26 protein-coding genes are annotated in these 24,072 nt (G+C 34.6%); 10 read left to right on the top strand and 16 right to left on the bottom strand.

From position 1 onward, the window contains the following. The first annotated feature begins 54 nt into the window (after positions 1-54). The gene (locus Q0358_RS05010; RefSeq protein WP_299548141.1) at positions 55-654 is read left to right on the top strand and encodes an NAD(P)/FAD-dependent oxidoreductase; all 600 of its coding nucleotides are present in this window, start codon (positions 55-57) and stop codon (positions 652-654) included. Between the two features lie 74 nt (positions 655-728). Here the strand turns inward: Q0358_RS05010 and Q0358_RS05005 are convergent, their stop codons facing one another. From Q0358_RS05005 to rpmE, 9 genes are read right to left on the bottom strand one after another with little or no spacing between them, the layout of a single operon-like run. Then, positions 729-938 (bottom strand): alkylphosphonate utilization protein, encoded by a 210-nt coding sequence (locus Q0358_RS05005; RefSeq protein ID WP_299548137.1) that lies wholly within the window; start codon positions 936-938, stop codon positions 729-731. Next, positions 939-3,347 (bottom strand): heavy metal translocating P-type ATPase, encoded by a 2,409-nt coding sequence (locus Q0358_RS05000; protein WP_299548134.1) that lies wholly within the window; start codon positions 3,345-3,347, stop codon positions 939-941. A gap of 7 nt (positions 3,348-3,354) precedes the next feature. Beyond that, on the bottom strand, positions 3,355-4,692 hold the full coding sequence (locus Q0358_RS04995; RefSeq protein ID WP_299548131.1) for an NCS2 family permease: 1,338 nt from the start codon (positions 4,690-4,692) through the stop codon (positions 3,355-3,357). Positions 4,693-4,700: 8 nt separating this feature from the next. Next, positions 4,701-5,918, bottom strand: a complete 1,218-nt coding sequence (locus tag Q0358_RS04990) for an LL-diaminopimelate aminotransferase (RefSeq protein ID WP_299548128.1) — start codon at positions 5,916-5,918, stop codon at positions 4,701-4,703. Between the two features lie 22 nt (positions 5,919-5,940). Further along, entirely contained in the window at positions 5,941-6,777 is an 837-nt protein-coding gene (locus Q0358_RS04985; RefSeq protein WP_299548125.1) for a hypothetical protein, read from the bottom strand. Then, positions 6,771-7,667 carry a hypothetical protein gene (locus tag Q0358_RS04980; protein WP_299548122.1) on the bottom strand — a complete coding sequence of 299 codons (897 nt, stop codon included), beginning with the start codon at positions 7,665-7,667 and terminating at the stop codon, positions 6,771-6,773. The genes Q0358_RS04985 and Q0358_RS04980 overlap by 7 nt, the downstream gene beginning before the upstream one ends. Next, positions 7,654-8,340, bottom strand: a complete 687-nt coding sequence (rlmB, locus tag Q0358_RS04975; RefSeq protein WP_299548119.1) for a 23S rRNA (guanosine(2251)-2'-O)-methyltransferase RlmB — start codon at positions 8,338-8,340, stop codon at positions 7,654-7,656. Before rlmB ends, Q0358_RS04980 begins: the two co-directional genes overlap by 14 nt. A 33-nt stretch (positions 8,341-8,373) precedes the next feature. Then, positions 8,374-9,198: a 16S rRNA (cytidine(1402)-2'-O)-methyltransferase gene (gene rsmI, locus Q0358_RS04970; RefSeq protein ID WP_299548116.1), complete on the bottom strand. Its 825-nt coding sequence runs from the start codon at positions 9,196-9,198 to the stop codon at positions 8,374-8,376. A 21-nt stretch (positions 9,199-9,219) separates the two neighbouring features. Next, positions 9,220-9,423 carry a 50S ribosomal protein L31 gene (gene rpmE, locus Q0358_RS04965; RefSeq protein ID WP_101313137.1) on the bottom strand — a complete coding sequence of 68 codons (204 nt, stop codon included), beginning with the start codon at positions 9,421-9,423 and terminating at the stop codon, positions 9,220-9,222. A gap of 143 nt (positions 9,424-9,566) precedes the next feature. On the opposite strand from rpmE, the gene hisS reads away from it, so the two are divergent. Next, positions 9,567-10,874, top strand: coding sequence for a histidine--tRNA ligase (gene hisS / locus Q0358_RS04960; protein ID WP_299548104.1), 1,308 nt, complete (start codon positions 9,567-9,569; stop codon positions 10,872-10,874). A 330-nt stretch (positions 10,875-11,204) separates the two neighbouring features. Next, the gene (locus Q0358_RS04955) at positions 11,205-11,390 is read left to right on the top strand and encodes a hypothetical protein (RefSeq protein ID WP_299548101.1); all 186 of its coding nucleotides are present in this window, start codon (positions 11,205-11,207) and stop codon (positions 11,388-11,390) included. Between the two features lie 252 nt (positions 11,391-11,642). On the opposite strand, the gene Q0358_RS04950 is transcribed toward Q0358_RS04955, so the two are convergent. The 4 genes from Q0358_RS04950 to Q0358_RS04935 are packed head-to-tail and all read right to left on the bottom strand — an operon-like array spanning position 11,643 to position 14,790. Further along, positions 11,643-12,587, bottom strand: coding sequence for a thiamine pyrophosphate-dependent enzyme (locus Q0358_RS04950; RefSeq protein WP_299548097.1), 945 nt, complete (start codon positions 12,585-12,587; stop codon positions 11,643-11,645). A gap of 10 nt (positions 12,588-12,597) precedes the next feature. Continuing rightward, on the bottom strand, positions 12,598-13,815 hold the full coding sequence (locus Q0358_RS04945; RefSeq protein ID WP_299548094.1) for a 2-oxoacid:ferredoxin oxidoreductase subunit alpha: 1,218 nt from the start codon (positions 13,813-13,815) through the stop codon (positions 12,598-12,600). A gap of 2 nt (positions 13,816-13,817) precedes the next feature. Continuing rightward, entirely contained in the window at positions 13,818-14,216 is a 399-nt protein-coding gene (locus tag Q0358_RS04940; protein ID WP_299548091.1) for a 4Fe-4S dicluster-binding protein, read from the bottom strand. A gap of 13 nt (positions 14,217-14,229) precedes the next feature. Next, positions 14,230-14,790, bottom strand: coding sequence for a pyruvate flavodoxin oxidoreductase subunit gamma (locus tag Q0358_RS04935; protein WP_299548087.1), 561 nt, complete (start codon positions 14,788-14,790; stop codon positions 14,230-14,232). 271 nt (positions 14,791-15,061) lie between these two features. On the opposite strand from Q0358_RS04935, the gene Q0358_RS04930 reads away from it, so the two are divergent. Further along, on the top strand, positions 15,062-15,901 hold the full coding sequence (locus tag Q0358_RS04930) for a ferritin-like domain-containing protein (RefSeq protein ID WP_299548085.1): 840 nt from the start codon (positions 15,062-15,064) through the stop codon (positions 15,899-15,901). An 8-nt stretch (positions 15,902-15,909) separates the two neighbouring features. Here Q0358_RS04930 and mutY read toward each other — a convergent pair whose 3' ends face one another. The 3 genes from mutY to Q0358_RS04915 are packed head-to-tail and all read right to left on the bottom strand — an operon-like array spanning position 15,910 to position 18,996. After that, positions 15,910-16,911, bottom strand: a complete 1,002-nt coding sequence (gene mutY / locus Q0358_RS04925) for an A/G-specific adenine glycosylase (protein WP_299548082.1) — start codon at positions 16,909-16,911, stop codon at positions 15,910-15,912. Further along, a complete protein-coding gene (locus Q0358_RS04920) occupies positions 16,911-17,912 on the bottom strand; it encodes an LLM class flavin-dependent oxidoreductase (RefSeq protein ID WP_299548079.1) in 1,002 nt (333 codons plus the stop codon). The genes mutY and Q0358_RS04920 overlap by 1 nt, the downstream gene beginning before the upstream one ends. A gap of 13 nt (positions 17,913-17,925) precedes the next feature. Beyond that, positions 17,926-18,996, bottom strand: coding sequence for an NAD(P)-dependent alcohol dehydrogenase (locus Q0358_RS04915; protein WP_299548076.1), 1,071 nt, complete (start codon positions 18,994-18,996; stop codon positions 17,926-17,928). Positions 18,997-19,092: 96 nt separating this feature from the next. Between Q0358_RS04915 and Q0358_RS04910 the strand changes: the two genes are divergently transcribed. The 6 genes from Q0358_RS04910 to coaE all read left to right on the top strand — a co-directional run bounded on the left by Q0358_RS04910 (position 19,093) and on the right by coaE (position 24,047). Next, positions 19,093-19,761: a 3-methyladenine DNA glycosylase gene (locus tag Q0358_RS04910; RefSeq protein ID WP_299548073.1), complete on the top strand. Its 669-nt coding sequence runs from the start codon at positions 19,093-19,095 to the stop codon at positions 19,759-19,761. Next, the gene (locus tag Q0358_RS04905) at positions 19,761-21,113 is read left to right on the top strand and encodes a M20/M25/M40 family metallo-hydrolase (RefSeq protein WP_299548070.1); all 1,353 of its coding nucleotides are present in this window, start codon (positions 19,761-19,763) and stop codon (positions 21,111-21,113) included. The genes Q0358_RS04910 and Q0358_RS04905 overlap by 1 nt, the downstream gene beginning before the upstream one ends. A gap of 60 nt (positions 21,114-21,173) precedes the next feature. Next, positions 21,174-22,028 (top strand): peptidyl-prolyl cis-trans isomerase, encoded by an 855-nt coding sequence (locus Q0358_RS04900; protein WP_299548067.1) that lies wholly within the window; start codon positions 21,174-21,176, stop codon positions 22,026-22,028. A gap of 15 nt (positions 22,029-22,043) precedes the next feature. Then, complete coding sequence (locus Q0358_RS04895; protein WP_299548064.1) at positions 22,044-22,574, top strand: META domain-containing protein; 531 nt, start codon at positions 22,044-22,046, stop codon at positions 22,572-22,574. A gap of 85 nt (positions 22,575-22,659) precedes the next feature. Then, the gene (locus Q0358_RS04890) at positions 22,660-23,457 is read left to right on the top strand and encodes a spermidine synthase (protein WP_299548061.1); all 798 of its coding nucleotides are present in this window, start codon (positions 22,660-22,662) and stop codon (positions 23,455-23,457) included. Beyond that, complete coding sequence (coaE, locus tag Q0358_RS04885; RefSeq protein WP_299548058.1) at positions 23,454-24,047, top strand: dephospho-CoA kinase; 594 nt, start codon at positions 23,454-23,456, stop codon at positions 24,045-24,047. Before Q0358_RS04890 ends, coaE begins: the two co-directional genes overlap by 4 nt. Positions 24,048-24,072 lie beyond the last annotated feature (25 nt).

Raw genomic sequence — 24,072 nt, 5'->3', positions numbered from 1 at the left:
GGTATTAACCTTGAAGATGGTGGGGTGGGTGGAGTTTATTAAATAAGGAAAATCATGAAAAAAAGAGTTGTAATTATTGGTGGGTCTATCGCTGGGCTAAGTGCAGCATTGGTGCTTGCAAGTGCGATTAAAGGAGAGCTTGATTTTGAGCTAAGTGTGATTGAGAAGGGCGGAAAAGAAGCGGATTTACACAAGGCTTGCGTGTATAATGTGCCTTTATTTAAATCTGGAATTGACGGAGAAGAAATCATTACTTCTACAAAGGAGCAGTTAAACAAGCTTGCAAAAGTGGAGTTCATAGAAGGTGAGGCTACAGAAATCCGCGGCGAAAAAGGGAATTTTGAAGTCAGTGGAGAAGGGTTTGTAAAAAAAGCAGATTATGTGATTGTTGCCACAGGAGCTAGTGCTTGTGAGATTAAGGGATTGGAATTTTTTGTGAAGCCACACAAGCTTATGCCAAAGCCCGGAAAGGTTTGCTTAGAAGTTTCTGGGCGTAATGTGGTAAGAGATGGAATCTATGCTGCTGGAATTGTATCTGGTGTTACAACAATGGTAGCTTGCGCTATGGGTAGTGCCACAGAAACTGCTTGCGCGATTTTAAGTGATATTGCAGGAAATGTTGCAGTAATCCACGACTTCAAAGGCTCAAGATAAATCTAAAGCTTAAGCCATTTTGGCTTAAGTGGATTTGTTAGAATCTTGTTTAGATTCTAACTTTACAAATTTTTTTATATCTTTTTTAAGAACTCTGTTTTTAAAACAATTGTGCCAAACTTATCTACTTTTGCTTCAATCTCTGTGTCCTTGCTTGTTAAGCGGATATTTTTAATCGTTGTTCCACGCTTCAAAGTTGCATTAGCACCCTTAACTTTTAAATCCTTAATCACACTTACACTATCTCCCGCATTTAACTCTGTTCCATTTGCGTCTTTTGCCATCTATTCTCCTTTAATTCTCAAACTATTTCCAACCACAAGCAACGAACTAAGCGACATTGAAAGTGCTGCAATAAGTGGGATTACAAATCCTGCCATTGCAAGTGGAATGGTTAGCGCATTATACACCAAAGATAATCCTAAATTTTGCAAGATAAAGCTATAAGTGCGCTTACCAAGTCTAAAAGATTCTAATATCCCTTGCATACTATCATCAAGCACAACGATATCACTCACGCTAATTGCTAAATCAATGCCACCCCCCATTGCAATTGCAATATCACTTTTGCTTAATGCCACAGAATCATTAATCCCATCACCCGCCATTACAACAATCCTGCCTTGTTTGTGTAGCTTATCAATAAATTCTGCCTTATCTATCGGGCTTTGATTGCTATAAAATTCTGTGATTCCAAGCTCCTTTGCCACACTCTCACACGCTTTTAAATGATCGCCACTTAAAAGCACACAATGGATTCCTTGTGCTTTAAGTTTAGAAATCACAGATTTTGCGTTTTGTTTGAGAGAATCTTGCAAAAAAAACTCTGCAATTAAATCTGTATCTTTTGCGAAATAAAACACGCTATAATCTCCACTATCTAGCCCTTGTGGAATCTTAACTCCCTGTTCTTTTAAAAGCTCTAAATTTCCTCCAAGATACACGCTTCCATTGTATTGCGCTAGGATTCCACGCGCGCTTTTTTGTGTGATTTTATCTGGTGTAATTTTATGTATGTTTTTGTGATTTTCTCTCATAAACTCTAGAACTCCACAACTTACAGGATGTGTGCTTTGCTCTAACATTGCCATAAGCACACTAGATTCTAGCTCTTTAAATAAACGCATATTTTGCACTTTTAGCTTGCCTTGTGTTAATGTTCCTGTTTTATCAAGAACTAAAGTATTTGCCTTTGCGATTGTTTCTAAAAATCGTGCTTCTTTAAAAAGGATTTTATGTTTTAAAGCTTGTGTTAAGCCTACCAAAGATGCAATAGGTGTTGCAAGTGCAAGCGCACAAGGACAAGCAATGATAATCACAGAAATCATCACCATTAAAGCCTTATCAAAAGGCGCATTTAATGCAAACTTCCAATATAAAAATGTCCCAAACGCAAGTGATAAAATCACAGCAGAAAAATAACGCGTGATAAAATTTGCCATTTCTTGAATCTTAGGTCGTGCATTTAAAGCATCTTCTACCAAAGAAACAATTTGCATCATTAAAGATTCTTTATAAGTTTTGCTAACACGATACAAAAACGGCATTTCAAGTGCTAAAGAACCAGAATAAATGGAATCTTTCACATTTTTTTGACGCGGGAGAGACTCTCCATTAATCGCACTCTCATCACAAAGCGCATTTTGACTCAAAAGGATTCCATCTAATGCTACTCTCTCTCCTGCTAAAACCTGCACGACATCACCTGTCTTTACAGCTTCTACGCTCACTTCCTTTGTGCTTTCTTCTGAAACTACACGCACGCTTAAAGGCATTTGAGCATTAAGTTTATCTAAGCTATCTACGGCACTTTTTTTGCCACGAACTTCTAAAAATTTACCGATTAATACAAAGGTGATAATCATTGCTACAGATTCAAAATAAGTTTCTTGCCCTTTAAAACTTGCATAAATGGAATAAATATAAGCTAAACTTGCCCCACTAATCACTAATAAATCCATATTTGGAGTTTTAAATTTAAGCGCACTTAATGCCCCACGCCAAAACACAATCCCACTAAAAAACATTACAGGTGTAGCAAGAGCGAATCCTGCGAAGTTTAGGATATTGCGCATATCCTTTGAGATTCCACTAAAATATCCGGCATACTGCGCCACGGCAATCCACATAATATTCATTACGCAAAAGATTCCAACAACCATTTTAATATAATAATCGCGCTTTTCTTTTTGTGCGTAAGTCTCTTGTAAGCGCGAATCATAAGCGTGTGCATTGTAGCCAATACTACGGATAACTTGAATGATTTCAGAAATTTTTATGGATTTTGGATCATAAAGAAGTGTTGCTTTATTGTTTGTGTAATTAATATTAACTTTTATCACTCCTTTTGTTTTTTCTAAAATCTTTTCATTTAACCAAACACAAGCAATGCAATGGATTTTTTCTAAAATCAAAGAAACTTCACACAAGGATTCTTTTTGGGTTACAAAATGTTCAAAAAATGGCACAGAATCAAAAGATTCCAAACTTTCAAATTCTAAAATTTCTTGCGCAGGTTCTAGGGTATTATTACCTAATTTGCTATAAAAATCCCCCAACCCTTCACTATTTAAAAGCTTATAAACACCCTCACAACCTTTGCAGCAAAAATACTTTTTCTCTCCATTAATTGTTGAATGGATTAGCACTTTTTCATCAAATTCTAAATGGCAATGGTCGCAAATATGTTTCATAAAATCCCTAAAGTATAAAAGGTAACAAACTAAGGAATGCGATAAAAATCAAGCCAAAATTAATTTTTTGCCATTGTCGCTGAAGAATTAAAATCAACAAATACACCAAAAATCCAGCACTTAGCCCAATGGTAATAGAAGTCGTCAAAGGCATAAGCAAGATAACAAAAAAACTAGCAACCGCTGAAGCAGAGTCGCTAAAATTAATTCGTGCAATTTCTAAAAACATTGCCACTCCTACGACAACTAAAATAGGATAAATCGCAAAAGAAGGAATGCTTAAAAATAGCGGTAGCATAAAAAGCGTAAGACAAAAGAAGAGTGCGGTAAAAATAGCACTAAGCCCGCTTTTTCCACCCATTGCTACACCACTTGCGGATTCTAAAAAACTTGTTGTAGTCGAAACTCCAAACAAGCTTCCCATTGTGGTTGCAACAGCATCAACTTGCAAGGTTTTTTCCAATGCTTTATCTTTTTTTGTGTCACTATTTTCTAGTGCAACAAATAGATTTGCCTTAGTTCCGATTCCTGAAAGTGTGCCTAAAGAATCAAATAAATCTGTAACCATAAGAGTTAAAATAATCGGAATAAACGCAAATTTTAAAACACTTAGAATTTCTAGTTCAAAAACAAGTGGCGCAAGAGAAGCGGGAGAAGAAAAGATTTGTGTAGGCAAAGGAGAAATTCCAAAGAAAAACCCTAAAAGACTAAGAATGATGATTCCTAAGATAAACGCACCTTGAACTTTTAAGAGATACAAAATAAGGATTAACAAAATACCAAGAGTGCCTAAAAGTGTGGAGATTTCACTCAAATTTCCTAACAACAAATTGCCATTTTGTAACACAAAAAATCCCAAGCCTTTAAGCCCAATAGTTGCAAGAAATGTTCCAAGCCCAACACAGAATGCAAAGCGCAAGTTTTTGGGGATAGATTTAAGAATCCATATCCTAAAATTACTAAAAGAAACGATAATAAAAATAACACCAGAAATAAAGACAATCCCTAAAGCTTGTTGCCACGAGACTCCAAGACCTTGCACGATTCCATAAGCAAAATACGCATTTAAGCCCATTCCCACACTCATTGCTACGGGCGTATTTGCATACAATCCGCATGCAAGTGTAGAGAGAATCGTAACAATTGTGATAGCTGTAATTAGAGCGTCCTTTGGCATACCTGCATGCGAGAGAATTTCAGAAGAAACAGGAATCACATAAAGCATGGATAAGAAAATTGTAAAGCCTGCCATAAGCTCTGTTTTGATATCACTTTGCTTACTTTTAAGCTTAAAATATCGTTCTATAAATCCCTCTTTTGAATTTTGCGATTCCTTTTGTTGCATTATTTTGGCTACTTTTCTGTTTCAAATTGCTTTAGAAATTTCTTGAGATTCCTTGCAGCTTGTCGGATTCTATTTTCATTTTCTATTAAAGCAATGCGCACATAAGAATCTCCGTGATTTCCAAAACCAATCCCCGGACTTACTGCAATCTTTGCTTCTTGTAAAAGTCGCTTAGAAAATTCCATACTTCCTAAATGTTTGGCACATTCTGGAATCTCCGCCCAAATAAACATACTCGCTTTAGGTTTTGTCATTTTCCAGCCAGATGCACTAAAGCTCTCAATTAACACTTCCATTCTTTTTTCATATTTTTTAGCAATCTCTTGCACACATTCTTGCTCGCCGTTTAATGCAATTGTAGAAGCGATTTGAATAGGTGTATAAATCCCATAATCTAGCCACGATTTAATTTTTTGCAATGCACCAACTAAGCGTTCATTGCCAACAATACAACCCACACGCCAACCTGCCATATTATAGCTCTTTGAAAGCGTGTAAGATTCCACTGCAACATCTAATGCACCATCAACTTCAAAAATTGAAGGTGCAACATAGCCATCAAAACTCAAATCTGCATAAGCAATATCATTAATGATATAAAAACGCTCTTTTTTAGCAAGTGCTACTAAGCGTTCATAAAAACTTTTATAAACTACAACTGTTGTGGGATTATGTGGGAAGTTTGTTACAACAAATTTTGGTTTTGGTATTGTGTTGCACAATGCTTTTTCAAGTTCTGAAAAATACGCTTCTTCATCAAGTTCATATTCAGCATTCCATTTTAAGCCAAAAGTTGCAACATTAGCCCCTGATAAAATAAAAGCATAATAATGAATAGGATAAGCAGGTTCTGCAACAATTGCAGTATCCCCGGGATTTGTAATAGCTTGAATTAAATGCACATAGCCTTCTTTTGAACCCATTGCAATACATACTTGAGAATCTGGATCTAATCTTATCCCATATTTTCTTGCATAAGTATCTGCAACAGCAAGACGCAATTTATAAATCCCTTTACTTGCAGAATATCCGTGATTTTTTGGCTTTTGTGCAGCTTCACAGAGCTTATCTATAATGTGATTAGGTGTTGGACCATCAGGATTTCCCATACTAAAATCAATTACATCTTCACCATCTTGACGCATTTTTAATTTAATTTCATTAATTGCAGCAAACACATATTTTGGCAATCTTTTTATGCGTTCAAACTCTATTTCTTTAAACATTTTTTATCCTTTTTAAGATGAACTATTGCAATTTAACATTTAATCCGTTTTTAATTGTAATAGGCAAATAAGCATCTGTAATCTTTATAAATTTCGTATTTTTTGGAATCGTTTTTTGGATTTGGCGCAGTAGCTTTGAACTGCTTAAGATTTCTAAAATATTTAATTCTTCATCATAAAATACGATTTTTGGATACCAAGCTACATTATTACTAGACTTAATTTCCAATTCTTTACCATTTTCAATGCTATACCAATACTCACCCTTTAAATTTGCTGTATTATTTGATTCATTAAGCACTAAAACACTAGCTTTTGGATATTTAAATTCTAAAAGTGCAATATGATAATTCCACTGAGAGAGATTTGTTCTTTCAATACTTTGCACACTATATCCAAACTCTTTTAATTTTTCCTGCAACAACGTAGGATCAATAGCATATTCTGTATTCATTGAAAGCACAAATTTAAATTGTTTTTCATCAAGCAAGCTTTGTTTGACTAAAAAATAATAATATCCCATCGCATCCAAAACATCATAAAGTGCGCTAACAAAAGTCTGAGGATTATCTTTAACAACAAAAGCAATTTCAAGTTCCATAGGACGTTTAAAAGTTAGTTTTAAAAGCCCATTTTGCTTAAGAGTTTTAGAAATCTTATATAAATCAGGCTGTCCTTTTGCGTCTAAGAAATAACTTTGATTATCAAAAAGACGCTGAATAAACTTTTGATTAATCCTATAATCTTCTACCCCTAAAAGTTGCATTACTCTGTAATCCACAGGATTTTGCATAGAATCTTGCGCACAAAGAAAAGTTGCAAAAAACATCAGCAAAATAAAAAGATATTTATTTACCACCCTAGCCCCTTAGTTGCTGCTTCATATTGCCCTTGTGTAGCTTGCGTGAGATTTCCATTTTGATCTACAATGAAAAACATTTTATTTGCAGAATTAAACGCAGATTTCTCTCCTTGTGTATCAATTTCTAACATCCCATGTCCTGTAACAATCGTTTGAGGGCGTGATAAATCCACCTCAAATGCTTTTTCCGTCATAAAAGATGTGCGCTTTTTGCTATCTAAATACACAATTCCAACCCAAACATTACGCACTGGCACAATAGAAGTCTTTTTAGATAGCATAAGCTCTTGTTCTTTGGATATGACTTGTGTGTTTAAATCTTCAGAATTTGTATTTTTAGATTCCAACTCTTCAGTCTCTTTTGTGTTTTTAGAATCTTGTGGGAGTATATTTATCGGTGTTGAAGCAGAAGCATCTAAATGATTTGTTACTTCAATTTGATTTGTAGCATTATCTTCCTTTGTTGCATTATTATCTTCTATTTTGGGTTCTAACTTTTCTTCTTGCGCAACAGGATTTTCATAAAAATTCACAAAAGCAAAGAATCCAACACCCAAAATTACAACAAGCAAAGCTCCCAAAATTATGTTTTTTTTAGAATCATTTTGAGTGGTTGTTTCGTGAGTAACCTTGAAATTTACCATAGGACCCATCTCATCATTTGAGCCATCATAATTCTCCCAAAACGCCTTATATTCTTCCTCCCACTCCTTTAAACTAATGCGATATTCACGCTCTAAAATCTGCAATAATCCGTGTGTGGTTGCACGATCTTTTAGCTCTTTGAAATTACGATCTAAAATATATTGAACCTTATTTAACGCAATATGCGTGCTTTTTGAAATTTCCTTTGCCCCAATACTTTGTAATTTTTCAAAATCTTCCATTTATTATCCTATCTATTAAGATTGCACCTGCTATGCTTACATTTAAAGAATCAAACTCTCTTTTTTGCGCAATTTTTAAATTTTGATTCATTTTCTTTAAAATCTTTGCATTTAGCCCTTTATCTTCAGCACCTAGAAATAAAGCTTTTTTGCCCTGCATAACCACACTAGATTCTTTGCCCTCTAAACTTGCACCAAGAAGCTCAAAGCCTGCAAATTTTAATTCATTTGCAACATCTAATGGATTATTTACAAGACAAAAAGGCATATCTAGCATTGCCCCAGAACTTGCACGCAAAGCCCCCTCTTGCTTAAATTCTTTTAATCCGCAAATTACGATCCCATCTACTCCTAACACAAAAGCTGTGCGAAAGAGCGCGCCAATGTTGCCTACATCACTAATCCCACAAAGAACTAGCACAAAATTCATAACCTTTAACGCGCTAAACTCTAATGGTATCAAAGGTGCAATTTCTAGCAAATAACCCTGATGATTTCCACCTCTTGCCAAGCTTTGAGCCTTTTTAGAATCCACGCGCACCAAAGGCACATTAAGTCTTGCAAATGCGTTAAATTGCTTCTTATCAATTTCTTTTGCAAGATAGACTTGTAAAATTTTATCTTTATGTTTTGTGAGAATATATTCTGCAATACGCTTACCATAAACAACCACTGATTCTATCCTATTTTTTCTTAAATTTTTTGCCTATTTCACTAAGCTTTGATAATAATCACTTGCACTTCCGCCTTTTATTTTTGCTAGAATTTTTGCCTTAATTTTAGGTGGAATCTCCAAAGATAGCAACATCTCTTCGCTAAGTGTGTGATTCTCTATGCTCTCTGCTTTATCCACAACCATTGCCCATTCACCCTTTAACAGTGCTGCGTTATTAGAAGCTTTTAGCATGTCTAAAACGGATTCCAAACTTCCCTTAAAGGTATTTTGATGTTTTTTTGTCAGCTCTTTTGCTAAAAACACTTGCCGATTTTTATCAACACATTCCATTGCTTCTAAGCTCTCAAGCAAACGATGTGGCGATTCATACAAAATAATAGGATAAGGATTTTTAAAAACAGAGGCAAAAAATTCTCTTTTGTCTTTTGGTTTGTGTGGGGGGAATCCCAAAAAAGTAAATTCTTTTTCTACAATTCCGCTAAATGCAGCTATAAGCGTTACTGCACTAATCCCACCTAAAACTTCAAAGGGGATCATATTCTCCTGTAAATATCGCACAAGTTCCACTCCCGGATCACTAATGCAAGGCATTCCAGCATCACTTAAAAATCCAATATTTTGTGAGAAAAATTCTAGTGAATTTCGCGCTAAAAATTCTCTTTGATTATGTGTGTGAAAGGAGTAGTAGATATAGCTTTTATCAGGTAGTAAATTGCGTTCCATTAGCAATGTAATGAGTTTTTTGCTAATCCTCGTGTCTTCACAAAGCAAAACATCACATTGCTTAAGCACTTCTAAAGTATGAAGAGTGATATCTTGTAGGTTACCAATAGGAGTGGGTAAAAATGTAACCATACAAGCTTATTTGAAGTTTAATTATTTGAGATTATATCTTTGTTTAAACTTCTCAACTCTTCCTGCTGTATCAACAACTTTATCTGAACCTGTGTAAAATGGGTGGCAGAATGATGAAATATCAATTCTAAGCTCTGGCTTTACACTCATCACTTCAATCTCTTTGCCACTTGTAACGCAAGTTACCTTGCAGGGAACATATTCAGGATGGATTCCTTTTCTCATTGTTTTGCCTTTGTATAAAGTAAATATAAAAGTTGTGATTTTACCTAAAAAATACTAAATTAAGTATAAATTCTACAAAGATTTAGAATATTTTTGTTAAGATTTTTTCTTTTAACCTAAACAAATAACGCAATGGAGTAAATATGATCACACCGCGCACCTTAAGTGGTTTTAAAGATAGACTTCCAAAAGAAGCTTATGCAAAATCAAAAATGCTAAAATGCATTGTAGAATCCTTTGAAAAGTTCGGATTTGCCCCAATTGAAACGCCACATTTAGAATATGCTGAAATCCTAAAAAAACAAGGGAGTGATGAAATTCAAAAAGAAATGTATCATTTTTTTGATCACGGAGAAAGAGAAGTTGCGTTGCGTTTTGATTTGACTGTGCCATTAGCACGCTTTATTGCGCAATATAAAAATGAAGTTGGACTTCCCTTTAAACGCTATTGTATTGGTAATGTTTTTCGTGGAGAGCGTGCGCAAAAAGGGCGTTATAGAGAATTTACACAATGCGATTTTGATTTTATTGGCACAGATAGCATTGGCGCAGATGTTGAAATCTTACAAGTGATTTATCAAAGTCTTTTTGATTTAGGAATTAACGATTTTACAATCCACATCAATCATCGCAAAATCTTCAATGGCTTAATGGAATTTCTAAATGCAGAAGAACACACTATTGAAGCTTTAAGAATCATTGATAAAATTGACAAAATTGGCAAAGAAAGCGTTTGTCAAGAGCTTAAAGACAAAACTCCGCTTAGTTTAGATTCTATTAATATGCTTTTAGATTTTATTGCAAAAACTCAAAAAGGAAGTGCGTTAGAACTCTTAGAAGAATTAGAATCCTTTAAAGCATTAAATCTCACATTAAAAAGCGGAATTGATGAATTAAATGCGCTTTGTAAAATTTTAGAACCACTAATTCCGGCAAAATTTTATAAAATCAATCTCTCAATTGCACGCGGACTTGGCTATTATACAGGCATTGTTTATGAAACTACCCTTGATAAATTGCCTAAACTTGGCTCTGTCTGCTCTGGTGGGCGTTATGACAATCTTACGCAAAATTTCTCTAAAGATTCTTTAAGTGGTGTTGGAGCAAGCATAGGATTGGATAGATTATTAGCAGGACTAGAAGAACTGCATTTAATCAAAGGTAACACTAATGTTGCAAATGCACTATTAATCGCGCTAGATTCTTTAGAATATGGCTACACTGCTGCACAAAATCTGCGCACTTTAGGGTTAAAGATTGAAGTTTATCCTGAGATTGTTAAACCCAAAAAATCTTTCGCCTATGCAAATGCAAAAGGATATAAATATGTAATTGTGCTTGGAAGTGAGGAGCAAGAGAAACAAACTTATTCTCTAAAAGATATGGAAAGTGGAGAACAATGGAATCATTTAAATGTGCAATCACTGATAAAACGACTAGATAATGCGTAGAATATTAAAAAATGCAAAAGAATTAATTTGTGAAGCCTTAAATGATAGATTTTCACATTTTAAGTTTAACTTTTAAAAGGATTCCTTATATGGAATCTTTTACTAATTTTTAAGTTTTTTTCAAAATTCCGATTTAATGCTACAATCAAAGAATCTTAAAAGTGAAGAATATTTAGAAAAGTTTTTTATGGCATTTTTGCGCTTTTTTGGATTTGATTAATGTGGTGCAGATGAGGTGAATTTACCTAAAAATGCAAAAATTTGTAAAACTTTATAATGTATTGTATAGCATGTAAAATCAATATCTCTTTGTTAAATCTCAAAGTAACAATGAGGAATTACTCTATCAAATCCTATCCAAATCAACGCATTAGGCAAATCAATCAAATTAAAAACTGCTATTGGGGATGGGGAGATTTTTTGGATATATTTAACAATAACAATTCTTTAGGGCTTGGAGAAGTGGGCAAACTTGGAAATTTCTTTAACTTTGATAGCAATGGCGATGGGTTTTAAACCACGAAGATAAGCTTTTTTCTAAGCTTAAAATCCGCGTGAATAAAGGAGATGACAAGGTTAGAATCGCAAAATTTAGTGATGTGATAAGCTGAATGGATTTGTATGATTTCATCGAAGGTAAAGAATAAAAAGAGAATTTACACATTTAAAATATGAAAGATAAAGCAAAACAACCACTTACAATTAGAAAGAATTTTACAATATATAAACCCTAAAGCTATAAACTTCAGGGTTTATTGTGGTTTATTCTTAAACTTTTGCCTCTTCGCGTCTTTGTAAATACTCCCAATATTCATCAACACGCTTTTGCCACTCTGCAATTAAATATTCATTTTCTGGTTTAAATAAATGCTTAAATCTAGCTTGAGCCCCTAAATAATCTCTTACAGGAACAACATTTTTAGGGCGATAAGTAATTCTTAACTCTCTACCATTAATGATTTCAAAAAGTGGAAACACTAAGGAATCCACCGCTAAATCACTCATTTCAACAGTTTCATTTGCAGGAAATCTCCACTCTGTCGTGCAGGCACTTAAGGCATTAATAAATGTAGGACCTTCTGTTTCAATAGCAGTTCTAATTTTTTTGCTCATATCTTTCCATTTATTAGGAGCAACTTGCGCAACATAAGGTGCGCCGTGTGCTGCCATAATAAAGAGCAAATCTTTTTTTCTATCTTTTTTTCCATAACTCACGCGTCCAGCAGGTGTAGTTGTTGTAGAAGCACCAAGTGGAGTTGAACCACTTCTTTGTCCTCCTGTATTCGCATACACTTCATTATCTAAACACACATAAGTAAAATCGTGTCCTCTCTCAAAACAACCACTAATAAATTGAAATCCAATATCATAAGTAGAACCATCGCCACCAAAAGCCACAAACTTGGGTTCTTTGTCGCTATAAAGCTTATTTTTTCTTTTGAGTGCCTTATACATTGCCTCTGCTCCAGCAATTGCTGTAGAGCTATTTTCAAATCCAATATGAATCCAAGGCACATCCCAAGAGGTATAAGGATACACAGCCGTGCTAACTTCTAAACAACCCGTAGAAGTTGCTACTAACAAAGGATGATCTGTTGCATTTAGCACTTCACGCACAATCATTCCATGCGCACAGCCCGGACACAAAAGATGCGCTCCTTCAAAACGCTCACTTGCTCTTGAATATTGTTTTAAATTTTTAATTTCACTCATTTAGCACTCCTTAATTAAATCCAAGTTTTGGACCTCTAAGCCCAATAAACTGCTGTGCTTGATGTGTTAGCTTCCCAGCCTTTGCATTATCTTGTAATTCTTTAATGATTTCTTGCAAATGATTTTGCGTCAAATCTCTTCCACCAAGCCCGTAAATATAATTGCTCACTACCGGTTTATTTACTCCGCCATAAAGTGCCGCAACACCTTCATTAAAGAGCATTCCCATAGCGCCTGCTGGCAAACTTCTATCCAAAAACGCAACAGCTTTCACGCCTTGCAAAACAGCACAAAACTCCTTGTAAGGAAAAGGTCTAAGCACACGAATACTTACAACACCAGCCTTGATTCCATTTTTTCTTGCTTCTTTTACTGCCACACGCGCTGATTCCACAGTTGTTCCAAGAGCTACGATCGCAACTTCTGCATCTTCTAAATCGTAAGTTTCCACAACATTATATTTACGTCCTGTCAATTTTTCAAACTCTTCAAATGTGCGTTCAATCACTGGCATTGATTGCATAATTGCGTGATGAAGTTGTGCTTTATGCTCAAAATGCCAATCTTCTTCAGTTTGAGAACCATAAGTTGCTGGACGCTCAAAATCTAACATTGCATTTTTTGGTTTATAATCTCCAATAAATTTATAAGCCACTTCATCACTTAATGGACGCACGCTTTGTGCGGTATGCGAACAAATAAAACCATCTTGATGCACCATTACAGGCAATCTCACTTCATAATCTTCTGCGATTTTAAAAGCCATTAGATTAAAATCATACGCTTCTTGTGGATTATAAGTGCAGAGATTAACCCAACCTGCATCACGCCCTAAATACATATCAGAGTGATCTCCATTAACATTTAATGGACTCGCAAGTGCGCGATTTACAACATTTAACACGATAGGCAAGCGCATTCCAGATGCTTGATAAAGCACTTCTACCATTAATGCAAATCCTTGTGAGCTTGTTGCAGTTGCTACACGCCCTCCTGCTGCTGCAGCTCCGACACAGCCACTCATTGCGGCGTGTTCAGATTCCACCATTACAAACTCGCCATCAATATAACCATTAGCAAGAAAGGTTGCATAATTTTGCACAATTGGCGTTGATGGTGTAATGGGATAGGCAGAAACCACATCAATTTGAGCTTGACGCATTGCGTGGCTTGCCGCCATATTTCCATCCCAAACTTCTACTTCTTGTAATTCATAAACTTCTGCCATTATCAATCCTTTTTTTTACTTTCTTTTGCAGGCCATTTTGCAAGAGCCACTTCATTTGTTTCATAATCATTAAACATTAACAAGGATTTTGGATTTGTAGGACAAACTTCAACACACACACCACAGCCCTTACAATGCACATAATCTACACCACTCATTTTTTCTTCTCTAACTAAAATTGAAGAATCTGGACAATACACCCAACAAAAATAGCAATTAATACAATGATCTTGATTAAATACAGGTTTTTCAACACGCCAATGCGCTACGCTTGCGGTGTAAGAGCTATCCTCTCTATACTCCCTAGAATCCGCGTGTTGTTCTACCATTTCATTTCCTTTTTTGTTAAAAGGAAACAACACTGATCCTGCTTCAAATTCATTCCATCCCTTATATTCCATTGTATTACTCCTTTTATTTTACTGCGTTATAGGCTTTTTTAATGACTTCCATATTTGCGTCAATGATTTTTTGTGGAAGTTTTTTCCCTAATACTTTCTTAAAAGATTCCAAGAAAAAATCTAGCTCTAATGCACCTGAAATTTTCAAAAAAGCCCCAAGCATCGGTGCATTTGGGATTGACTTACCAAAAGCTTCTAAAGACAATCCAATACAGTCTAGGATATAAACTTCTTTATCTTTAAGTTCAGGCTTACTTTCTAAAAACTCTTTTTTGCTTAAATGTGTTGTAATAATATATTTCGTTGTTTCTTTTGCATTTGCACAAATATCTGTAATATACACTAAGCCTGGATCAATCACCAAAATATAATCCGGATTCATAAACTTTTCGTGATTTAAGATTGGATTATCATCAATTCTATTATATGCAGTCATCGCTGCACCTCTTTTTGCTGAACCATAAAATGCAAATGCTTGCACTTCTTTGCCTGTGCCAGCAATCACATCCGCTAAACCTTTTGCTCCGGTTACTGCGCCTTGCCCTGCACGGCTATGCCATCTAATCTCAAGCATACTGCCTCCTAAATAATTTATTTCATATAAATTCTAAAAAATCCACACTAAAAAATCTCTTTTGCAATAAGAAACGCTAAAAATTTTTTAGCAAAACTTATAAAATTGTGTAAAAATCACTCAACAAACCTTGAAAAATCCTGTTTTAACGCATTTTATTAACAACTAAATACAAGTTTATTTATGTTTCTTTTAGTAACAAATAAAACTTTTGACTCTTAAAACAGATTCTATTACAATTATCAAAATGTAGAATCTAAAAGGCTAAAATATGGAATCTAAAAATTTATTTGATAACATTTTCTTGGCACTAAATGCTAAAACTGCGCAAGAAAAATGCACTCTTGTGCAAGAAATCTGGGAGAATTTTACACATTTCAACTTGGATTATTCTGCAACTATTTCTTTAGGGATTCCAACTTTTGCCAATTTTTGTCAAATTCTCCCTCCTAAAAAAGTCCCTCAAGGAAAATACCTAAAAACAGATTTAAACGCTGCCCATTTGTTACACTCTATTGCACATATTGAATTTTCCGCCATTGACTTAGCACTAGATTGCGCCTATCGTTTTAGGGGGCTACCTAAAGAATACTATAAAGACTGGTTAGAAGTTGCAAGCGAAGAAGTGAAACATTTTTTAGCCTTAGAAAATCTTTTGCAAACCCTAGGCTTTAAGTATGGAGATTTTGGTGTGCATAGCTTGCTTTTTGATGCAATGAAAACTTGCAATGTTTTGTTAGATAGAATTGCTTTGATTCCGCGTGGAATGGAGGCTGTTGGCTTAGATGTAAATCCTTTTTTATGTGCAAAAGTTAGCAGTAGCACACATAAAATTAAAAATGTGCTTTTAGAAGTTTTAGAAATGATTTTGCACGATGAAATTAGCCATGTTAGCAAAGGCAATGTATGGTTTAATTATGTTTGTGCAATTCAAAAGATTCCGATAAATGCGCGCCCTAGCACTTATATAGAAATTTTAAAGCGCTATCATTTCTCCTTTCCTAAAGCAAATGCAGAACTTAACACACACGCAAGATTACAAGCTGGCTTCACTAAAGAAGAGCTTGCGCTTCTACAAAACACTTCTTTTGCTTCCAAAAATCCCAAGTAATATTGATTTTATGATTGTGTAGTTACTTTTGAAAGTTGATATCTAAAAAAACCTTTTGCTTTTAAAAGTGCTAGAATTTTTAATGCAAGTGCGGATAGGGGGATAGTAGTGAGTTCTTGTGGGGTGAAAAATTCTAAGTTTTTAGCACAATATTGTGTGGCTAGATAGCAATGAATACTTAGATTGTATTTAGTGTAAGAATGTTTTAAGATTCCAATATTTTGGAGATTTGTGGAATCTTTTTTGGAGATTTCTGGGAAGTTGTAGAGTCCAAAATAGAGTTTTTGTGTGCTTTTAACAAGTGCGATTTTAGAGTCTTTAAGAAGAATTGCATAAAAAAGAGTTTTTTTTAAGTTGCGTCTAGATATGTTTTTTGTGAGTTGTTCTAGCACATCTTTGCCTTTGCAAAACATTTGCAAGGGACAAATTTCACATTTTGGTGCTTTTGCTTTACAGATTAATGCGCCTAAATCCAATAAAGCTTGATTATGATTAAAGGCATCTTGTGGATTTAAAATAGCTTTTGCTTGTTGTTCTAGTTGTTTTTGCGTTGGGGATTTTAGAGCAAAAATGCGTGTTAAAATGCGTTTGATGTTGGAATCTACAAAACTCACATTTAAATCATAACCAAAGCAAGCCACAGCTCCAGCAGTGTAAGGTCCAATCCCCGGGAGTTTGATGAGATCTTTAACTTCTTTTGGAAGTCCTGTGTTAGCACAAAGTTGTGAGAGTTTTTGTAAATTTCTAGCGCGCGTATAGTAGCCTAATCCCTGCCAAGCACGTAAAATCTCCTCTTCTTTAGCTGTGCTTAGAGCTTTTAATGTGGGGAATTTTTCTAAAAATGGGAAAAAGTAGTTTTCTAATACAACTTTCACTCGTGTTTGTTGAAGCATTATCTCGCTAATTAGCACCGCATAAGCACGGTTTGGAATCTCTTTATTGCGCCACGGGAGAGAGTGGCGTCCATTTTTTTGATACCAATTAAGAAGAGCGTCTTGTAATTTTTGCATTAAAGATATGGAATAATATGTTCTTTGTAAAGTCTAAGAATCTTTTTAGAGTCTTCAAGTTTAGATGAAAGAAGTTTTAGTAAAAGTGTTGTGATTGGCACTTGTTTTTTAAGTTCTAAAATTTGCTCTAAACAATCTTGTGGAGTGCCAATAATCATATTTTCTAAGATTTTATCTTTGCTGAAAAATTCTGCTCTAAATTCTTCATAATCTGTTGTTTTAATGATGGCTTCAAAGGTTGGATTTGACTCATTGGCGCGCAACATACATTGAGAAAAAATATCTGCTCCAATTTGCGCTTGTTCTTGTGCCTTGCTTCTGTCTTCATCTATGTAAATCGCGCGCGTTAGAGCAAACTCAAAAGATTTTGTTGCACCATTTTGCATAAAGAGTTCGTAAAATTCTTTTGCTTTTTTTACTTCAAGTGTGAAAGCGCCTAAGAGATTATAGCCACGTTTTGCGGAATCTTTTAGTGTTTGTTCATCTAAGCTTGCTACAAAAAATGGGATTAATCCCTTAGGGTGTGGGCGGATTGAAACATTATTAATCTCAAAAAACTCACCTTCAAAATTCACTTGATCTTTAAAGAGTAAATTATGAATAATTTCTGCATTTTCTAGCATAATTTTGCGATTATTTGCTGCATTATGCCCCATAGCAATATCAAAAATTGGAAAAGCCCCACGCGCAAATCCAAACAAAAATCGTCCTTTGCTAAGTAAATCTAGTGTGGCAATCTCTTCTGCAAGTTTAATGGGATGATAATGTGGTAATAAAATTGCCGCAGATCCAACTCTAATGTGTTTTGTGCGTGCTAGTGCGTGACTAATTAATGCAATGGGTGCTGAACAAAGTGTGAAACTATTAAAGTGATGTTCTCCAAGCCAAGCTTCATCAAAACCTAGAGAATCTGCATATTCTACTAATTCTAGTGCATTAGCAATTGCTAGAGTTTCGTTATTTTCCCAATTTTCAATAAGATCAAAAATACCGCTTTTCATAACTTGCCCTCTCTTATAATGTTTGCATATCAATGACATAACGGAATTTTGCCTTACCGCTTGTTAAGTTTGCATAGGCTTTATCAATTTCATTAGCGCAAATGATTTCAGTTTCTGGATAGATTTTATGCTTTAAAGAATAATCTAGCATTTCTTGTGTTTCTTGTATGCCGCCAATAAGAGAGCCATAGACTTTGCGTCCTGCACTAAGAACTAGGTTTGTAATATCAATCTTGGGACTAACTTCACTTGGTGGAAGACCTACAATAGCAAGCTCTCCACCAAATTTTAAGAGATTAATATAATCCATAGGATCATAAGAAGTTGGAATCGTAGAAATAATAAGATTAAAGCGTTCTTTTATATTGTGTGTGCAATCAAAAAGTTGCGTTACACCTAATTCTAATGCTTCTTTTTCTTTGTTTTTATTGCGTGCAAAAACATAAACTTCAGCACCCATTGTTAAAGCATATTTTACCGCCATTACTCCAAGTCCTCCAAACCCTGCAACAGCAACTTTATCTCCTTTTTTTACGCCACTAAACTTAAGGGGAGAATAAGTTGTAATCCCAGCACAAAGTAAGGGTGCTACCTTATCCAAAGGGGCATTTTGCGGCACGCACACTGCAAAATGTTCATTAACTACAATATTATTAGAATATCCTCCATAAGTTGGCTCATTATTGTGAAAGCAATCTTGACAATTATAAGTAAAGATGCACTTTTGACAAAACTGCTCTTGACTTCTTTTGCACGCTTCACACTCTCCACAGCTATTTACCATACAGCCAACACCAGCATAATCGCCGACTTTAAATTTACTCACCTCGCTACCTACTGCAACAACTCTTCCTGCAATTTCGTGTCCTGGAACCATTGGGTAAATCCCTGCATGCCACTCACTGCGGGCTGAATGAATATCACTATGACAGATCCCTGCAAATAAAATTTCAATTACAATATCCTTTTCTCCCATACAATGGCGCGTGAAAGAAAATTTTTCAAATTTAGAATCTTTATTTTTCACTGCATAGCCAACTGCTGGAATCCTTTGTCCTAAAGGAATAGTTTTAAAATCCTGCATAGAAATCCTTTGAATTTGAGATTTGAAATTATATGCTTTAATCCTTTAAAAAGTTGCTAAAATTATGGATAATTTTTAAGTTAAAGGCTTGTAAGAGTGATTGTGGATAGTTTCACGCTTTTGGAATTTTTAAAAAGTAAGGAATTGTTGCCTAAGCTAGAATTGAAGTTAGAATTAGATTTGGATTGTAAGAATCCAAAATATTGGTGGTGGCCCAATGCGTTAAGTTTTGAAGTAATTGTAGGTGCGATTTTGGTACAAAATACGCGTTGGGAGCAAGTGGAAATTGCACTAAATATTTTAAAGAGTAAAGAAGTTTTAAGTGCGGAGATTCTAGCAAAATTACCTTTGAAACATTTAGAGGAAATGCTTAAAAATGTCGGGTTCTTTCGTCAAAAAGCAGCGCGTTTGCAAATGCTATGTTGGAATCTTTTAGAGGATTTTGGAGATTATTATAACTTTTGTGAAAATGTGGATAGGGAGTGGTTATTAAATCAAAAAGGAATCGGATTTGAAAGTGCTGATGCGATTTTAAACTATGCTTTAGGGCGTGAAGTGATGGTAGCGGATACTTATACTTATCGCTTGCTTAAAGGATTTGATTATGAGTTGGACTCTTATGAAGCAATGCAAGAGTGGCTAATGCAAGGTTTGGTAGAAAATTATGATAAAGTGTGTAAAATGTATGGATTTGAGATCCCGCTTAGTTTGCTTTATGCACGTTTTCACGGAAAAATTGTAGAGTATTCTAAAAAGGAAAAATAATGGAATCTAAAATGCAAATTTCAGAAAGTCTAGAGTTGTTTTTACAAATTTGTAAAATCCCACACGCTAGTAGTGATACTAAATTGTTAAAAGAGTGGATTGTTCAATACGCGCATCAATGTGGAGCAAGTGTGCAATGTGATACAAGTGGAAATATTCACTGTATTAAAGGTAAGCCAAAACTATGCTTGCAAGGGCATTATGATATGGTGTATGTATCAAAAAATGCGCATTTTAGTGTGGAACCAGAGTTTATTAAAGAAGATGAAAAGCTGTATTTACAAGCAAAGGATTCTTCTCTTGGGGCAGATAATGGGATTGCTGTGGCTTGTGCTTTGATTGCTTTAAGGGATTGTGAGAACCTTGAATGTCTTTTTACAAATGATGAAGAAATTGGAATGATAGGAGCAAACCATATTGCTTTAAATTTACAAGCGGAATTTATGTTAAATTGCGATAGCGAAGAGATTAATGAAGTGGTTTGTGGCTGTGCTGGGGGTTATGATTTGGAATCTAAAATTGAAATCCCGCTTTTAAAACTCCCACAAAATTGTGAGTTTTACACTTTAAAATCTCAAGGCTTTAGTGGTGGGCATAGTGGGATTATGATTCATAAAAAGATCCCAAATGCGATTCTTGAGTGTGCAAAACTTGCAAAAACTTTGATGGATAATGGAGCGTTTATTATAGAACTTAATGGTGGAGAAAAACGCAATTCAATTCCAGTTGGAGCAGAACTTTGCGTGGCAATTCCAAAAGAGAATTTGCAAAAATGTGAGAAAATCTTTGAGAGTTTGAAAGATTTTTATGTGGAAAAGTCGGAATCTAAAACGCATTATTGTGAGATAAAGCCTTTGCTTGATGCGATTTTGGAAATAGAAAATGGTGCGCTTGTAATGCGTGAGAATATGCCAATTTTATCAAGTAATATTGGAATCTTAAGACAAAATATAAAGCAACATTTCGCCATTTTTAGTTTGATTGCTATGGGTAGGGGAAATGTGGAATCTTTAATGCAAGAGCATTTACAAAAAGAAAAAGAAAAACTAGAAAAACTTGGCTTTAGCGTAGAAGTGCAAGAGTATTATGCTCCTTGGGAGAGAGAAGATAATGCTTTTATACAAAAAGTGTGGGAGATTTATAAAAAATTTGGTGCAAATGTGAAACTAAAGGAGATTCACGCAGGGCTAGAATGTGGAATCTTAAAACAAAAATACCCTAAAATCAGCTTTGTTTCTATTGGTCCAACTATCCTTAATCCGCACTCTATAAAAGAAAGGTTAGATATAGAGAGTTTTAAGGCTTTTGAGTGTTATTTAAAAGAAATTCTAAAAAGATTTGAAGCAATTTAGAAAAATGCAAAAGAGTTTTTGATACAATGGCGCTAAATTTTGATTTTTAGGACTTTATTAATGTTTCAACATAAATGGAAAATTTTAATTGCTAGTGTGGCTTTTAGCGTGTCTGTTGGATTCGCAGCACCTTCATTGGTAAGTGGAATTGCTTTTTTTGTTAATGGAGATCCTGTTACTTTGATTGAGCTTTACAAAATGCAGCAAAGAGAGAAAATCTCACAAGATGCTGCAGTAGATCGATTAATTAATGAGCGTTTGCACGAAGAAGAGATTAAAAAGCGCAAGCTTATTGTTAATGATTTAGAAATTGAAGATGAAATCCAAAGAATCGCCAAGCAAAACAAGACGACCCCTGAAAAAGTGCGTAAATATATAGAAGGAAATGGCGGAAGTTGGCAGGCTTATAAAGAAGATATTGAAAAAGAAGTTTTAAAACGCAAGCTTTATCAAAGCATTACGCAAGAGAGTTTAAGAATGGTAGATGATAAGGAAGTGCGTGAATATTACAATGCAAATCAAAGAGAGTTTTTAATTCCACAAAGCATTGATGTTGTAAAGTTTTATAGCAAAGATAGTGCAGCAATTGAGCGCGTTGTGCAAAGTGGTGGAAAATCTGTTGCACCAAATGTAAAAAAAGAGAATGAGGTACTGCAAACTTCAGCACTTAATCCACAAATTGTGCTGTCTTTTGCGCAAGGGAAAGTAGGTGGATTCACTCCAATTTTTCCTATTGGAGACGATTATGTAGCATTTCTAATTAAAGAAAAGCATAATCCTGTGCTTTTGCCTTATGAAAGTGCTAAAAACATTGCATTACAAAAAATTATGCAACACAAAGAAAATTATGTGATTTATGAGTATTTTGAAAAACTACGCTCAAATGCAAAAGTTAATATTGTGCGTTTAAACTAAAATTTAGGAGATAAAATGAAAAACTTAACAAAACTTGGAATCTTTTTTGTGGTAATGGGGGCTTTGATGATAAATGGATGTGCAAACTCGCAAGAGAAATACAATATTGTTCCAAACAATCCACAATCTGTAAAATGCTACAATGAAGGCACAAATACTGCTAGAAATTGTGATGATACGGATTATAATAAGGTTTTAGAATCTAAAAACGAGTGGAAGATTAGTGCATATAGTTATAAACACGCTGTAACTCCTCTAAAAAGCGATGCAGAACATAATTATAATGTGCGTTTTGAAAAAGGAATGATTAATGGAAGTTTTGGTTGCAATAACTTCTTTGGCGCATATAGCTTAAAAGATGGAATCTTAAAAGTGGATAATGCAGGAATGACACGTAAAATGTGTGATAAAGAAGCAATGACACACGAAACAATGATGACAGAGAATTTCTTAAACGCACAAACAAAGATTTTAGTTGTTAAAGAAGAGAATAAAATGGGTAAAATTTTCTTTTTAGGTAAGGATTTTTATCTAGTATTAGACTAGTTAGTAAAGTTTAAAGAAAGATTTATCAAAGTTACAATAGGCTTCTAAAAAGCTATAAAGGCTTAAAGAATTATAAAGGCTATATATGTGGGTTACAAAATCCTATGATGATAAATTTCAGCAAGAATACAAAATAGAGCGCAAACTTTTAGAGGCTAAGGGGGCAAAACATACTTTGGAGTTGTTTAACTCTGAAGCCTTTGGTGAAATTGCTTTGCTTAATGAGGGGCTATTATTAAAGAATCTATTATGTGTGCAAAGTGAGCTTTTAGCGCATTTAAGTGCTTGTTCTCATAAGAATCCAAAGCGTGTGTTGATTACTGGAAGTTTTAATCTTGAGATTGCTTTTGAGTTTTTGCGTCATAGTGCATTACAAGTGGATTTTTTGCAGTTTGATTTGAAAGTATTAGAATCTTTAATTAGTTTCCTGCCGCATTATAAGGAAGTGATGGAAGCAGAGAGATTCCAACTTATTCCACAACTTAGCCAAGAATTTTTAGAGCAAAACTCGCAAGAAGGAAGTGCGAAATACGATATTATCTTATCTTTTGATGAAAATGCTAATGCTTACAACAAGCTTTTGCAAAATGATGGAATCTTGGTAACGCGCACTGCACAGATTTTGTTAGATGTTAAAAAAGTTAAGACGCAGTTGGAATCCTTAGGGGATTTTGCAATTAAAATGCCATTTTTTGCGCCCTTATCAATTTTGCAGGATTGTTACATTTTTGCCTCCAAACTTTATCATCCAACAGCAGATATTCAACTTCAAAGAGCAGATATGCTTGAAGACTTAGAATATTATCATGCGAACTTACATTTAAGTGCATTTGTGTTGCCAAAATCTGTGAAATTGGCATTACTTGGAGTGGCAAAAAATTGAATCTAAAATATGCCATTGCGCTTAGTGGCGGTATAGGAAGCGGAAAAAGCACAGTTGCTTCTTTGCTTAAACTTTATGGCTATTATGTGATTTGTGCAGATTCTATTGCACATCAAGTATTAGAAGAGAGCAAGGATTCTGTGCTTAGGATATTTGGAGATGAAATTTTAAATGCTGAAGGCAAGATTGATCGCAAAAAGCTAGGTAAAATCGTGTTTGCTAATGCAAATTTGCGTAGAGAATTAGAAGCAATCTTACACCCAAAAGTTAAAGCAGAGATTTTACAGCAGGCGCAGAAACAAGAGCAAAAAAAAACTCCTTATTTTATAGATATTCCTTTATTTTTTGAGCGTGGTGATTATCCAATTAAAAATTCTTTATTGATTTTTACCACACAAGAATTACAGATTGCGCGTTTAAAAGAACGCAATGGTTTCAGCAAAGAAGAAGCTCTTAGCCGTATAAATGCACAAATGCCATTAGAACAAAAGCGTGTTATGGCAAGTTATGTGATTGAAAATTGTGGGAGTTTGGAGTCTTTACAGCAAGAGTTGGAGAATTATCTGCAAAGTCCAAATTTTAAAATTTAATTTAGCTTTATTTGTTATAATTTTT

Origin of the sequence: uncultured Helicobacter sp. (assembly GCF_937893305.1) — a bacterium.
Taxonomy (GTDB): Bacteria; Campylobacterota; Campylobacteria; order Campylobacterales; family Helicobacteraceae; genus Helicobacter_D.
This window is presented reverse-complemented; position numbering and strand designations above follow the sequence as displayed.